General features: G+C 49.2%; 11 protein-coding genes and 1 pseudogene. 11 read left to right on the forward strand and 1 reads right to left on the reverse strand.

The window, feature by feature from the left end; translation table 11 throughout:
- The 11 genes and pseudogenes from N4J56_RS39900 to N4J56_RS39950 all read left to right on the forward strand — a co-directional run.
- Positions 1-970: pseudogene (locus N4J56_RS39900) on the forward strand (hypothetical protein); the annotation flags it as partial.
- Positions 971-1,056: 86 nt separating this feature from the next.
- Positions 1,057-1,473: a XisH family protein gene (locus N4J56_RS39905; RefSeq protein ID WP_410500874.1), complete on the forward strand. Its 417-nt coding sequence runs from the start codon at positions 1,057-1,059 to the stop codon at positions 1,471-1,473.
- The gene (locus tag N4J56_RS39910; RefSeq protein WP_317112576.1) at positions 1,461-1,796 is read left to right on the forward strand and encodes a XisI protein; all 336 of its coding nucleotides are present in this window, start codon (positions 1,461-1,463) and stop codon (positions 1,794-1,796) included. The genes N4J56_RS39905 and N4J56_RS39910 overlap by 13 nt, the downstream gene beginning before the upstream one ends.
- A gap of 163 nt (positions 1,797-1,959) precedes the next feature.
- On the forward strand, positions 1,960-2,715 hold the full coding sequence (locus tag N4J56_RS39915; protein ID WP_317112577.1) for a ParA family protein: 756 nt from the start codon (positions 1,960-1,962) through the stop codon (positions 2,713-2,715).
- The gene (locus N4J56_RS39920) at positions 2,712-3,797 is read left to right on the forward strand and encodes a ParB/RepB/Spo0J family partition protein (RefSeq protein ID WP_317112578.1); all 1,086 of its coding nucleotides are present in this window, start codon (positions 2,712-2,714) and stop codon (positions 3,795-3,797) included. The genes N4J56_RS39915 and N4J56_RS39920 overlap by 4 nt, the downstream gene beginning before the upstream one ends.
- 122 nt (positions 3,798-3,919) lie before the next feature.
- Positions 3,920-6,811: a DEAD/DEAH box helicase gene (locus N4J56_RS39925; protein ID WP_317112579.1), complete on the forward strand. Its 2,892-nt coding sequence runs from the start codon at positions 3,920-3,922 to the stop codon at positions 6,809-6,811.
- 116 nt (positions 6,812-6,927) lie between these two features.
- The gene (locus tag N4J56_RS39930) at positions 6,928-7,518 is read left to right on the forward strand and encodes a hypothetical protein (RefSeq protein ID WP_317112580.1); all 591 of its coding nucleotides are present in this window, start codon (positions 6,928-6,930) and stop codon (positions 7,516-7,518) included.
- Positions 7,519-8,175: an RES domain-containing protein gene (locus tag N4J56_RS39935; protein WP_317112582.1), complete on the forward strand. Its 657-nt coding sequence runs from the start codon at positions 7,519-7,521 to the stop codon at positions 8,173-8,175. It abuts the gene before it with no gap.
- Between the two features lie 575 nt (positions 8,176-8,750).
- Complete coding sequence (gene mobF, locus N4J56_RS39940; RefSeq protein WP_317112583.1) at positions 8,751-12,305, forward strand: MobF family relaxase; 3,555 nt, start codon at positions 8,751-8,753, stop codon at positions 12,303-12,305.
- Positions 12,306-12,578: 273 nt separating this feature from the next.
- Positions 12,579-12,860, forward strand: coding sequence for a BrnT family toxin (locus tag N4J56_RS39945; RefSeq protein WP_317112585.1), 282 nt, complete (start codon positions 12,579-12,581; stop codon positions 12,858-12,860).
- Positions 12,838-13,131 carry a BrnA antitoxin family protein gene (locus tag N4J56_RS39950; RefSeq protein WP_317112586.1) on the forward strand — a complete coding sequence of 98 codons (294 nt, stop codon included), beginning with the start codon at positions 12,838-12,840 and terminating at the stop codon, positions 13,129-13,131. The genes N4J56_RS39945 and N4J56_RS39950 overlap by 23 nt, the downstream gene beginning before the upstream one ends.
- A gap of 185 nt (positions 13,132-13,316) precedes the next feature.
- Here N4J56_RS39950 and N4J56_RS39955 read toward each other — a convergent pair whose 3' ends face one another.
- Positions 13,317-14,993 (reverse strand): DNA repair helicase XPB, encoded by a 1,677-nt coding sequence (locus N4J56_RS39955; RefSeq protein ID WP_317112588.1) that lies wholly within the window; start codon positions 14,991-14,993, stop codon positions 13,317-13,319.

Here is a 14,993-nt window from a genome sequence, read left to right on the forward strand (position 1 = left end):
AAAAATTCCTCCACTCAAGGAATTGAGCGAACAAAAAATTCAAGCTCGACAGCAACTAGCAGCCCAAATAGCCAGTGCCGAACGGATCGATATCGAACTTGCCCGCTCGATTAAAAACAATCCCCATTCTACTCAAGCAGATAGACGCAAGGCAGAACGGGCATTTTTGCAAGACGCACTGCCAGGAGTGGAACTTACCGAGTCATTTATTTTCAAAGCTGCGATCGGGAATCGGGGATTTTGGCTGTCCCAACAGCGATTATTTTGGCGCATGATGCATCCAGATCAAGTCATGGCGCTGGACGAGAAAACTTGGCTGCGCCACTTGTCTAAGTCGATGGTGTATTTGCCAGATGTAAAAACTTATAGCCTGCAAGTGCAAATTCTTAAGGACTTAGGCATACCAGAAGTGATCGCCCCTGGCGTGGAATACTGCCAGAGTTCTTCTGCCATGCAACAACTACAACGACGGGCTTACGCGATGCGAAGGAAAATTAAAGTTGCTTTCGACCTGAACGTTAACGCCAATTCCGACCCGATCAAACTTTGGGGTAAGTTATTGGAGAAGATCGGGATAACAACAACCTGCGTTGCCCGCCGCGATAACGTGCGCTACTACGCCGTATGCGAAGCATCCCTCACCGATCCCGATCGCCTTGCTGTACTGGAGGCACTAGATCGGAAGTATCGAGATTTAGAGATTAAACAGCCTGAAACCGTTGTCACACCTTCTATTGAAGCTTGCCAGATCCCGCCTGTAATTGTAAATAATCGGGAGGAAGTGGCAGAAATAGATATGCCACTGGTACGTTATGCCGGAAAACTTTGGCGTACTCTACGATATCAAGCAACTGGACTGGTAGGTTTAGTCGCTACTGCTGTAGAGGACGCGAATCAATGGATGAGGGAGCGATTTCGCTGCGATTTGGCTGTGGATGCCAGTTTATTAGAGTGGCAACCTTATACTTGAGTAGCTAGCTATAAATGGAAAATTAAGTGTCTGCCCGTTTGGTTATTCCCCAATTGTCCAACGAAAGCGATCGCTACATTTATACAATGTCGGCTAAAGATCTTTTTCACAACGCTGTCAAAATTGTCCTTCAAAAAGAAGGGTGGCTAATTACTCACGACCCAATGTTAATTCGCTTGGGTGGGATTGAGATGCAGATCGATTTGGGTGCAGAAAAAATAATAGCCGCCGACAAAGACGGACAGAAGATAGCAGTCGAAGTTAAAAGTTTTCTGGGAACATCTGCTATTTCTGATTTTCATACTGCATTAGGACAGTTCCTAAATTATCGTTTGGCATTAGAGGAGCAAGACCCAAAGCGGATTTTGTATCTAGCTGTTCCAGAGGATACTTATTACACCTTCTTCGCCCTTCAATTTATCCAAGGGGCAATAAAGCGCTATCAACTCAAGCTAATCATTTACGATCCTCAAAGGGAGGTAATAGTCAGATGGGAAAGGTAGAGGACTATCGCGACTATATTCAAAGCTTACTATCTGAATACGCTAGCTACAAATCATTGTCTGATGACATTGAAGCTCAGACCATTTTTGACACTGATCGCGACCATTATCAGTTAGTCGATGTTGGCTGGCACGACAACCACCGCGTGTACGGTTGCGTGCTGCATTTAGATATCAAAGATGGCAAAATCTGGATTCAGCATGATGGCACTGAGATCGGAATAGCCGAGCGATTGGTCGAGTTAGGTGTGCCAAAGCAAGATATTGTTTTGGCGTTTCAAGCTCCTTATAAAAGGCAATATACAGGTTTTGCAGTGAGCTAGGGCGATTCCAAGGTAGATTTATCTGGGAATATCTCAGCAATCCGCTCGCTCATTCCATGATCGCTACTCTTTTCAAAAGAGCAATCGATCGCTTAGAACAATTGTTGTAAGGCGCTACTACTAATGCAGTGAACGAACCAATTTTTGGAGGTAACAAGCTTCCATGACTAAGATACTTGCTATATTCAACCAAGCGGGTGGTGTCGCCAAATCTACCCTCACCTATAACTTGGGCTATCACTTGGGACAAAAGGGACACCGCGTTTTGCTCGTCGACATGGACCCCCAAGCCTCCTTAACTAAATTTATGGGTTTGGTTCCAGCGCAGTTACAGCAGACGGTTTCAGATGCCATAGTCGAAGAGCTACCGCTGCCGATTCACAAAGGAATCCACGGTATCGACTTAGCTCCTAGCAACAGAATTTTGAGTGGGGCAGAAATGCAGCTAGTGAGTGCTAGTATGCGCGACTTGCGCCTCAGGGAAGCGATCGAGCCAGTCCAAGACTCTTACGACTTTGTTTTAATTGATTGCCCGCCCAGCTTAGGGTTACTCTCGTATATCTCTCTCGTAGCAGCGACTCACGTTCTAGTTCCTGTCGAGACGCACCTCAAAGCCTTTGAGGGGACGGACGAACTGTTGCAAACCCTAACGCACGTCAAAAATAAAGCTAACCGGAAATTACAAGTGATTGGATTCGTCCCGACTCGATACGCTCAGCAGAATTCAGCAGATCGGCGCACATTGGGAGCGATTGCCGAACAGCTTTCGAGCTGGGGCAAAATCTTTCCTCCTATCCCTCGCGCCACAGCTTTTGTAGACGCTACGGAAGACCGAGTGCCTTTAGCTATTTACGAGCCTAAGCATCCGGCTGTAGCTATCCTCGACCAACTAGCTATATACGTGGAGTCCCTAAAATGAGCCGCTCCAAGCGTAGCGACAAACCCTTTGGGGGAAAAATTACTGCCCCTACCCCTGCTTGGTTATCCCCGCTGGATGCTGACACTCCTGCTACTGAATCCAAGGCGAAGCTTTCTGAAATTCACCTGCCCCAACAACAACCTCGACGTTATTTCGACCCTCAAGCTTTACAAGAGTTAGTTGTCTCTATCGAACAACACGGCATTCTGCAACCCCTCCTCGTGCGTCCCCTCACATCGGGAGGATACGAGTTGGTGGCGGGAGAACGGCGCTACCGTGCGGCTACAGCAGCCAATTTGACCGAAGTTCCAGTTGTCGTGCGGGAGCTGAGCGATGAAGCTGCTCTGCAATTAGCTTTAATCGAAAACCTGCAACGAGAAGATCTCAACCCAGTCGAGGAGACAGAAGGCATCCTGCAATTGTTAGCTTTCCAATTGGGTCAAAGTGTAGAGTTGATTCCCAGCTTGCTACGCCAATTGTTCAATCAAGAATTCCGCTCCTCAACCCCAGCGCAGGTAACTGGGGAAATAGCGCCTGATAATAACGTTATTATCAATCCCAATGAGAGTAAGCGATCGCCTAACCAACCCCTGAAGAATCAAAAAGCTGCCACTGATAATAACGTTATTATCGCCCCCGATGACAGTCCAAACTCGCCTAGCAATACTAAGTCAGCCTTAGAGCAGCAGCAGGTAGAACGAGTTTTTACCGCGCTGGGGATGATGAGTTGGGAGTCATTCGTCACCAATCGACTGCCCCTACTCAACCTACCCCAAGATGTTTTAGGGGCGCTGCGCTCCGGTCAAATTGCCTATACCAAAGCCAAAGCCATTGCGCGGGCGAAAGATGAGAAATCCCGTACAAATTTACTGGAAGCAGCGATCGCCAATAACTGGTCGCTGAGCGAAATCAAAGCACAAATCGACGCTCTAGCTCCAAAAACAGAGCCACCCCCCCTACAGCACAGGTTTGAGACTACAATCCGTCAAGCGAAAAAAGCTTCTGTCTGGTCAGACCCGAAAAAGCAAGTCCGCCTGGAATCGCTTTTAGCTGAATTGGAGTTCCTGCTGGCGGAAACTTAGACAATGCTCTCCCATCTGATTTCAACAAGCCAATTTACTCCAAGCGACACAAAACAGTTACCGCTCTTATAATCGGAGCAATGTATAAGTCAAGCCAAGAGCAATTGCTCTCCTTTCTTCCTATGTCAGAGCAGGCAAAAATTTCAGCTCTAATCCAAACCTGGATGGACTACATTCGGTTGTCAGATTTAGCAAGCGCTGAAGTTGACGCTGGCTCTGAGGAGAAAACCCGCATCTGGGACAAAGGCGTTAGCTTGGTGGGAGACAATCTACTTTTAGATGCAGAAGTATTTCAACTCCTCAAGCAAGAATTTAAAGACGAGCGGCAAAGGAATAATAATGCTGACGATTTTCAAATTGCCGTAGCTTTTCCGCAAATTTATCTAATCAAAGACGGTAGCCGCAAGTTTTGCCCGATTTTTACTATTGACATCTCGGAAATCTTTCAAGGCAATTATCGCAAGAGTGGCTGGAACTTAACAAAATTCAAATTTCAGCCAGTGTTGCCTAATTTGATGAATTTTTACCAACTGGACGAGGAAGGCACAGAATCTCTAGTAATTCGTGAAGGATTAAAAGTCTTTTTGGAAGACACCTTCTCTCATTCATTTTCCACCCTGCAAAACTTCCTCGACTTGATTGAATTACCTCCACATCCAGTCCGTTCTAAGCCCCTACCTTACCTGTTACGCTTTAACTACGTCCCGTTCAGCTACAACCTGAAAAAAGATTTCCAAAAAATTCTCGCTCAACGAAACTGGAATTGGGCGACTCCAGGTCATCCAGCCTGGGAGTATCTCTTCGGTCAACCCACACCACCAAATCATCAACAGCTATTTCTAGGAGCTTTTTCTATAGCTCCTCCCAACGAATTTCAAGCGGCTGCACTCAAGCACGCCACTACTAATCCCATCACTACCGTTATCGGTCCGCCAGGAAGCGGCAAAACTGACTTGCTGTTACACGCGATCGCCCAGCAAGTCGCAAAGCGGGCGGTACATTTAGCTCAAACAAATTCTGACATCAGCAACCTTACCCTAGTTACCAGTACAAACAATCGGGCTATTTCCAATGTTGAGGGGCGATTGGCTTCCTGCCTCCCAACAGAGCGATTCTACCTAAGCGGGGGTGCGAGAGAGGCGATCGCTCAAGCTGTTTCCCCTAAACTGCAATTAGCAATTGACTGGTTGCGTTCGGCAGAGTTTGATGAAGTTGAGCGATCGCAAACCAAGTCGCGATTATTATCAGCGGTTGACGAATTTCAGCAGCACCAACAACAAGACCGGAACCACTCCGCACACCAATCAACTGACGAGCGGCTGCTACATGGCATTTTGGGAGATATCCAAATTCTCTCCAGCCGCATTGAGGAGAATCAAGGATTTGAGTCAAACTTGCAAGAGCGATTGAATGACTTCTCCGATTATTCACAGTTCCCCCATGCCGAATACGAGCGGATTGGGTTGCAACTAGAAAGCGCTTGGCTTAAGCTTGCCAAACAAGAACCCAAAAGAACCGAACGGACAGGAGGCTGGAAGCGGCAACTGGAGAATTTGTTACAAAAAGTTTGGCGTATCCTGACGTTTAGCTCTGACGGCTGGATCGTCCGGCGCTTAAAACAAAAGATTGAAGCTGCCGTTCTCGCTACCAAAGATACGCCCTTTCCGGTGGAATTTCCCCTCAACCGCAGGCGGCTAGAAGTTGTCCGCAAAAACGTTGCTTCGCAGAGCAAGGCTGCTTCCCAGTGGCGACAGCTACAGCAACAGCTAGCCCAAACGCAGAACCAGCTTTCTACGGATAGACAGAGATTGAATGCTTTAGTAGCTCAACGGCAGCAAGTCCAAAGCCGACTTGCCAGCTGTCCGACAGCAGACTTCTACACTCGCTTTTATACCCAGTTTCACGACTTGCAACAGCATTTGTTTGAATTGTCCTGGTCTTTTCTACAACAAGAAGCACTGCGGCGCAAGCAAGAAATTATTAGTTCGCTGTCAATTTATCGAGATGTTTTGAATCGGGATTCAAATGCTTTTAGTCAACTGGCAAGAGATTGGCAAAACATTTATCGTGACATTAGCCTACTATTCCCAGTTTTCATCAGTACGCTGCATTCTCTGCGAAATCTACTGCCCCATCCAGATAGCGGCAGCATCGACCGACTGATAGTAGATGAAGCTGGGATGATTCTACAACATCATCTGTTTCCCGCCCTCGTGCGCTCTAAGCAAGCCCTGATAGTAGGAGATCCTTGGCAACTGGAACCAGTAATCAACTTTCATGCAGACAGCTTAAAAGAGTATTGCACCCAAGCTTTCTTGACGCGGGGGCTGACAGACGAGGATTACGACCGCTACAGTCCCGCAGCTGGATGTACTGCCTATCACCGAGCCGCTGGAGCTAGCGGTCGAGTGGGAGACTTAGGAGTGGGAATTATCCTCAAAGAACACTATCGCTGCGCCCCACCGATTATCCAATTTTGCGATCGCCTCTGTAACTATGGCTTGATTGTCAAAACCCCACCCCGCGAGTCAGCTTTTGGTCCCAACCTGATTGCTTACCACGTCGAAGGCAACTACCAAAACTACACTAATCCTGAAGAAATTGAGGCAGTGGAAGCAATTATCGATCGCCTACTCTCTTATGGTTACTGCATTGATTCACCCAACAATGAAAAGACTATTGGGGTAATCTCGCCCTATCGTCGTCAGGCTCACGCTCTCCAATATAAGCTCCAGTCTCGCTGGAAAAACTTCCCTAATGACAGCATCGGTACGGTTCACACCTTCCAGGGGGGAGAGAAATCTGCGATCGTATTTTCCACGCGCCAGCACCGCACCGAAGACAGCCTTTGGTTCATCAACCGCCGACTAAATCTCCTCAATGTTGCCGTCAGTCGCGCTAAAGAATCATTTATTTTAGTTGGAAATCTGGATCTACTCCAAAAAGAAGGCTACACTCGGCAATTGGTCGAGTACATTCAGGGATGTGGAGAGATTCGCAGCTTGCTTCGTTGAAACACTTCCTGAATTGGAGCTGCATACGCTTTCCGTTTGGTTGACATCTCTTACCCAAAATCAGGTACGATGTAGTTGACATCTCTTACAAAGCGGGAAAGGATGATAGATAGAATATGACAGTAAGTAAGGATGCTCAAAAGCGCTCCCAACAAAGCTTAAATATCATCGTCCAGTCTTTGACAAACTCTTTAGATGCCGACGAACTAGAACGTGCTGCCCAGTTAATCGAGCGGGCAGTTAACCAGCCTGATGCAACCGATGCCGAGCGTGAATTTGCTCTTTCTATCGCCGGACGAGAATTCAGCGAGTCCGAGCGCGTCCAGTTAGAATTTTGGGCAATGCTAGAAAATTTTGCCTACAGGCGGCAGTTACTAGCGGGAGCTTTGAGCGCTCCCCAGGTAGCGAAGCTGCTTGGCACTTCTCGCCAGACACCCCACGACCGCGTGCAAGCCAAGACTCTACTTGGGGTAATGGACAAAGGAGCTTTAAAATTTCCGGCTTGGCAGTTCGATCCCGAAGGTTCTGATGGAGTCATTGACGGTTTACCGGAGATACTCAAGGCTTTGCATATGTCCGACTTTGCCAAGCTCAGCTGGCTAATGCGACCCAATCCCTACCTAGAAGGGCTAACCCCAGTGGAAGTTCTCAAGCAAGGCGGGAAAGATAGAGCGATCGCCGAAGCTCTTGCTGTAGGGGTGAGTTAGTTGACGAACCCTATCTGGCCCCCTCTACCGCCGCCCCAAGCAACTCCGAAGCCGAGTTTTCATGTTGTGGCAGCTGGCACGTTTCTGGTGCGCCTGTTCGAGCCTGGTCGTTATAACAACACGGCTCTTACCTTTCGCTACAAGGGACCATTTTCGCGATTCGACCATCATCGCGGTGAAGTGACGGGAGATGATACTATTCCACGAAAACCCGCTGTTGACGAGCAACGGGGAGTTTACTACGCAGCTTTTACCCTTTCGAGCTGCATCGTCGAAATTTTTGGGGATGAGGGAGTCATCCGCACAGATACCCACTACGTCGCCCGCCCTACCGTGACGCGGGACTTATTGCTATTGGACTTGCGCGGGTCTAATGCCATGCTATCAGGTACTATTAGCGCGATCGCTAAAGTGCGCGGGCGACTCATTACCCAGGCTTGGTCGCGCTACTTCTACGAAAACCCTGCCATTTACCAGGAAATTGATGGTCTAATTTACTCCAACGCCCACAATGACGAGGATGCAATTATCCTATACGAAAGAGCGAAGTCTGCCCTAGAGTGTCCGCCAGAGCAAGTTAGACCTTTATCTAACCCAGCGCTGCGGGCTGCGCTACTTGAGATTGCCCTCAAACACAATCTAAAGCCATTGATGTAGCACGAACAGTCAAATGTTGGGCTATTTATTATTTGATTATTTAGTCTTTGAGTCTGCACCCATTACGTAACTTTATCTTGTTGGGTACTCAAGTTATCAATACATAGCAATTCCATTAAGTATACAAACAGTATTTTCTGGAGTAGGCAATAAGCTCCGCGCTAGAAACAGCGCTCTTTAGGCTCTCCTACCCATTCTTAACTACTTCGCGATCGCTATATTGTTCGCATTCTTTCTGAGAGAATAGTATGAGGTAAGGCTTCTGCAAATTGCTTTTATTCTTTTCTACATTGCTGACATATAACATTGCTATTTATTCTAATTATTTCTCTCTACTATTCATTTCATTTTTCCAACACTCATATACTCACCTATTTACAACCCGTACATACATTCGCTTACTACGTGCGCTTCTGTCGGGACTCAGGGGGCATATGCCCCCCGAACCCCCTGCCAAAACCCTCTGGTTCAAAAATCTCACCAAGAACTCTCACACCTCACGCAATTTTTGCAAATCGTGGTAAAGTAAGCCCTATGTGGTGACAACATGACGATAGAAACACCACCCACTCTGCATGGTAGTCAGTATTTGCAATCTCAAAAACGCTGCTAAAACCGCTCACTACTACGAAGCAGAGAATTACTATGCCAAGAACGAGGGAATCGAGCAGAGCGAGTGGTACGGCAAAGGTGCAGTCGAGCAAGGACTTAGCAACAAAATTAAACCGCAAGAATTTGAAGCCGCACTGCATGGTAAAGCAGCTAACGGCATCCAACTGATTGCCGATCGGACTAATCGCAGGCTCGGAACAGATATAACTTTCTCTGCTCCCAAAAGCGTTAGTGTTGAAGCTTTAGTTAGGGGAGAAGATCGCATTATTGCCGCCCATATTGCATCTGTTAAAACCGCCCTAGAATACGTCGAGCGCGAACTGATTCAAACCAGAATTACCCGCAACAAGCAGACTTACAATGAGAAAACTGGCAATATTCAGGTAGCCCTGTGGCAACACGACACCAGCCGCCAAAAAGACCCCCAACTGCACACCCATTGCGTCATTCTGAATCAAACCCAGTGTCGCGATGGAAAGTGGCGTACCATAGATAACTCAGAAATTTTTCAGCAGCAATTATTGGTAGGAGCAATCTACCATAACGCCCTAGCCCATCAACTCGAACAGCTCGGTTACAAATGTGAATGGAATGCCGATGCAACTTTTGAACTGACGGGTTACACGCCGACTCAATTAGCCCAATTCAGCAACCGCCGCCAGGAGATCGTAGCCGCAGTGGGAGCAGAAGCCAGCGCCCAGAAACGAGCCTTTGCAACGCTCCAGACCCGCAGCGCCAAACAGCCGGATGCCGATCGCGCTGCACTCCAGCAGCAGTGGCGCAGCCAAGCCCAAGCCGTCGGGATCGAATATGCCAGCGATCGCATCAGGCAAGAGCGTAAGATCGGCTGCGAAAGTCTCGTCCAAAACGCTCAAGAAGTTTTGCTAGAAAGAGATATAGCCTTCAGCGATAAGCAGTTATTTCGGGAAGCCCTGCGACAGGATCGAGGAGCTTTGACCCCCACCGAAGTCGAGCAGGAAATCCAGCGGCAAAGGTTAGAGGGGCAGTTATTGACCACAAAAGACGGACGACTGACGACCGCTGCTGCCCTGGAGCGAGATCGGCTGCTCGTCACCATTGCCATACGGGGAAAAGCCAGATTACAACCGATCGCTACTCCTGAAGCAGTCGCGCAGATTGCTCGATTAAAGAATTTTACCTCTGGTCAAACAGCTGCCGTCGAGCTGGCTGCTACCAGCACCGACCGAGCGATCTTGATTCAGGGTGATGCTGGCACGGGGAAAACCTACGCCCTGAGCGGACTGCGAGAAATTGCTAACGGTCGGCAGCTACGCGGACTCGCCCCAAGTGCTGCTGCTGCTGCCACTTTGGAAAGCGAAAGCGGCATTCCCGCTCAAACTCTCGACAGCTACCTGCTCTCCCCCAATACCGCCAAGGGTGAAACCCTAATCCTAGATGAAGCCGGATTAATGTCGAGTCGGCAGGCTCTAGCCTTACTGAGTAAAGCCCAGCAGCATGAATGCCGAGTCATTTTAATTGGAGATACCAAACAGCTCAGTAGTGTCGAAGCCGGATGCCCCTTCCGACTCCTGCAACGAGCGGGCGTACAGACTGCTTACATGACCGAAAATAGGCGACAAAAAGACCCCGAACTCAAAGCCGCGATCGATCTAGCAGCTAGGGGTCAAATCGCACAGTCATACGAGCGCTTGGAGGCTAGCGGACGGGTTGCTCTGGTAGCTTCGCGGCAGGAGCGAACCGCAACCGTTGCCTCAAACTACCTGGCTCGGAATCAAAAGGAACGCGAGCAAACGCTCATCCTAACTGGGACAAACCAAGAGCGGGACGAAATTACTCAAGTTATTCGTGCCGGACTATTGGCTGAAGGTAGCCTTGGTTCCCAGAGCGTGACTGTACGCTCCCTAAGAAGTAAAAACCTTGACTCCTGGGAAAAGAAACAAGCTGCCTACTACGAGCTGGGTGACATCGTTACATTTAATGTTGACTACAAAAATTTCCCAAAAGGCAAACCATACTGCGTCACGGACGTAGATCCCGATACCAATACCATCACCTTGACCGACAGCTCTGGCAGAAAATGCATTAGCAGTTGCACTCAGCACGTCAACCGCGAGGTGTATCAGCTCCGCTTCCTAGAACTGAGAGTTGGTGACAAAGGTAGATTCACCAAAAACGATCCAAAGAGCAAACAAATCAACGGACAGGCTTTTCGGGTGACGGATGTTAATCCGCAGACTGAAGAGATAACGATTCTAACGAAGGGGTGGTCGCGCACCGTGCGAGCCGCAGATTTAATTCATGCAGATTACAACTACGTCAGTACCACCTATTCGTCGCAGGGCAAAACACTAGATGCAGCGATCTGGTGCGTTGACACGGCGCAACCGAAACTTTTGGGCAAAGAGGCTTACTACGTTGCCGTCAGCCGCGTTCGCCACGAGCTAAAGATTTATACCAGTGACGTTGAAGCTCTCAGCTGCGCGATCGCTCCGACTCGTGCCAAGGCTAACGCTAGCGAGTTGCTTCAAGCCAAGCTGGAGAAAGAGCCTGTAGTGCAGCCGCCCAAAGCGATCGCCACTCCCCAGCCCGTCTCTGTGGCAGAGGCAGCACCGCAGCCAGAGCGTAATTGGGCAGCAACTAGCCCGACACCAGCTCCAGCCCTTTCCCAGGCTGAAAACGATCGACCATCACCTCAACAACCCGTCCATTTTTCTAAAACCCCAGCACTCATAGATCGGTTCTCGACTAAAAAAGAATCCTTGCTCGATGAGAGCGATGAGGCTTTGGTTGCCCTTGTGCAGACTGTGCGAGAGTGGCAAAAAAAGCGCCCCCGCGAACCAGTGCAGGTTTACGGTGAGGGGCTATTAAAACGAGTCATCGATCTAAAACAGCAGAAAGCCGACTGGGAAAAACAGCAGCAACAACAAGCGGACGAACTAGCCCATCTGGGCAAGCCAAGGTCTTTGTTTAACCCATTTGGTCCCAGCGCCGACTTGCTCCGCGATAAGCAGCTGTCGTTGAGCCAGACAATTGCAGCTGGGCGCGATGTCGAGCGCCAGCTCTCCAACGCTCGTGCCACCTTCCAGGCTTGGCAACAGGAAGCAAAGCAATACCTAGATTGGCAAAATAGCCCGCATACCCAACAGATGCAGCGGCTATCCCAGGCACTAGAAACACCCCTTGTGCAAGAACGCCTGCGGCAGATTCAACAGGGATATTCTCTGCATAGTGCGGCGCAATCCATCCTCAAGGCAATAGGTACGCAGGAGAATGGCTGTCGCTATCTTCAAGGCAAGTTTTACCGGATTGAGGAAAGAGACTCGACGTTGACAATTTGGCATCAGCGCCAGGAGAAGCCCATCTATCGTGGTATCGAGCGCAGAGAACGGGACGGAATTATCGCGATCGCCCAGAAAAACTTTACCAAGCAGGATTTGGAAATTCTCTTAGGCTATGCCCATCAGCTGAAGCAGGAGCAGGAGCAAAAATTGCAGCGCAGCCACCAGAGGGAGCGAGGCTTTGGTATTGGACGTTGACGAATCCAGGGGATAGAGCCGTTGCTTTTACTAGCAAGTCAAGGAATTGCGACCGAGAGGGTGCAGTCAGCAGTAGTTGGATTATCTTTGTACAACCATTAGGGGGAAAAGACTAGAAAGGCAAACAAAATAGGGCATTCAGAGGTCACACGGAGCATAAGCGCTTCCGGCGCTTGTACCAATGGGCGCTGCTCCTCTTGCCCCTCAAAGAACAAGATTCGGGAATGGACTCAGCCATTGAACTTGTGTATACTTTACGGTATATACAAGTTTATGGAATTTGAATGGGACGACCAGAAAAATCAAGCGAATGTTGCAAAGCACGGCATTAGTTTTGAAGAAGCTACCGAAATTTTTGACTACCCAATGTACGAGACAGTTGATAGTCGTGCCGACTACGGAGAAACAAGGTACATCGGGATTGGAAGAAACCAATATTTTGTGATTTTCACAGTCGTTTATACCGAGCGAGAGGCAGCTATCAGAATTATTTCAGCACGACGAGCAACTAAACAAGAAAAGAAGCTTTACCATGACTACTATACGCAAACATAAAGATGAAATTCCTCGTATGAGCGAGCAACGAGCAAAAGAGATTGAAGCAATGTCTGATGAGGACATTGATTTCTCTGATATTTCGGAGCTAGATGAGGACTTCTTCAACAATGCAAAACTGGTAGAGAGAAAACCAAGAACCGAAGCAATTAGTATTAGGATTGATACGGATGTGCTTCAGTGGTTCAAGCAACACGCCAAGAATAAAGGTTATCAGACGCTTATTAATGATGTGTTACGCACATATGTTCGCCACAGCAAAGAACCATAGTGTAATGTCAGAACGGCAAACACAACTAAAACAGTTGTAATAAAAAATACATATACTTATCCACTACTAATCAGCTAGAAATTCTCCTAATCCCTCCCGCTACAGTAGAAGAGACGCAGTTTGAGATGCGCGTTGCTGTGTACCAAAATCATGGTGGTGTTATGGGGCGTTAGGGTAGCGAGACCCTAATCCCTGAGTTCGATCTGATAACTGTAGCCCTGCTCGGTGAGAAACAATTGCCGATGACGAGCGAAATCTTCTTCGCAGGTACGCAGAGAAACCAGAGTATAAAAATGCGCTCGCCCACCATCCGACTTAGGCCGGAGGATGCGACCGAGGCGTTGGGCTTCCTCCTGGCGCGAACCGTATTTACCGGAGACTTGAATCAGGATATCGGCATCAGGTAAGTCGAGGGCAAAGTTGCCTACCCGCGACAGCACCAATCCCTTAATTTCTCCAACGCGAAATTGCTGGTAAAGCCGCTCTCGCTCTGCCTGAGAAGTTTTACCCGTCACCAGCGGCATAGCCGTTACCTTTGCCAAGGTTTCTAGTTGGCTAATGAACTCGCCGATAATCAGAATGCGGTGTCCGGCTGACTTGACCAACAAATCCTTAACCACTTCCACCTTGCGGGGATTTTCTGCGGCAACGCGGAACTGCTGACGACGAGGGGCAAGGGCGTATTCCATCTGACGATCTTCGTCTTGGGGCAGGCGAATTTCAGTACAGTCGGCAGCAGCAATAAATCCCTGCCCTTCCAGTTCCCGCCAAGGCACGTCGTAGCGCTTGGGACCAATCAGGGCGAATACGTCGCCTTCGCGCCCGTCTTCACGAATCAGTGTAGCAGTTAATCCCAAACGGCGACGGGCTTGCAGTTCGGCAGTGATGCGAAACACGGGAGCCGGAAGCAAATGCACCTCGTCATAAATAATTAGTCCCCAAGAACGGGCATTGAATAGCCCGAAATGAAGAAACTCATCGTCTCGGCTAGAGCGGTAGGTGAGGATTTGGTAAGTTGCTAAAGTAACCGGAGCAGTAGATTTCGTCTCGCCGCTGTACTCGGCGATCGCCTCTTCTTTCAAATTCGTCTTATCCAACAGTTCCCGCTGCCACTGGCGCACCGAGGTCAGGTTACTCGTCAGGATTAGGGTATTCTCCTGCACCGCTGCCATCGCTGCCATGCCCACCATCGTCTTTCCCGCACCGCAGGGCAACACAATGACACCACTTCCGCCTTGGGCGCGTCCCGATTGGTAGAATGCCTCTGCTGCTGAGTGCTGGTAGTGCCGCAACGCAAAGGGACTGCCAGATCGCGCCACGTCGAGCAGTTGCAGCGGTAGGGCATCCCCTGACACGTATCCAGCAACGTCTTGGGCGGGATAACCAACACTCACCAACGCCTGCTTCAACAAACCCCGCAAGCTGGGATCTACCCAAAAAGACAGGTCATCGAGCCGCTTGCCTAGTAGGGGGGCAACTTGCTCGTCCCGACATAGTAATTCTGCCAGGGGACGGTCTGCCACCCGCAATACCAGTCCAGGCTGGGGATCTGACGGCTCGATTATCGTCAAGCCATATCTCTGTCCTAGAGCAACGATCTCCTGCTCGATCGCGCTCGGAACGGGATACTTGGCATACTGCCTTAGTGCCTCCGTAATGGCTGACACCAACATTCCAGCGGCACGGGCATTCCAAATAGAGAGCGGCGTAATTTGGTAAGTGTGAATGTGTTCGGGGCTTTTGATTAGCTCCGCGAACGGCGCGATCGCCGCTCTTGCTGCCTCCGCCGTCGGAGCGTGGACTTCTAGCAGGATAGAGCGATCGCTCTGCACGATCAAAGCATTTTCGGGTATGTAGGACAT

The organism is Chroococcidiopsis sp. SAG 2025, assembly GCF_032860985.1.
GTDB lineage: Bacteria > Cyanobacteriota > Cyanobacteriia > Cyanobacteriales > Chroococcidiopsidaceae > Chroococcidiopsis.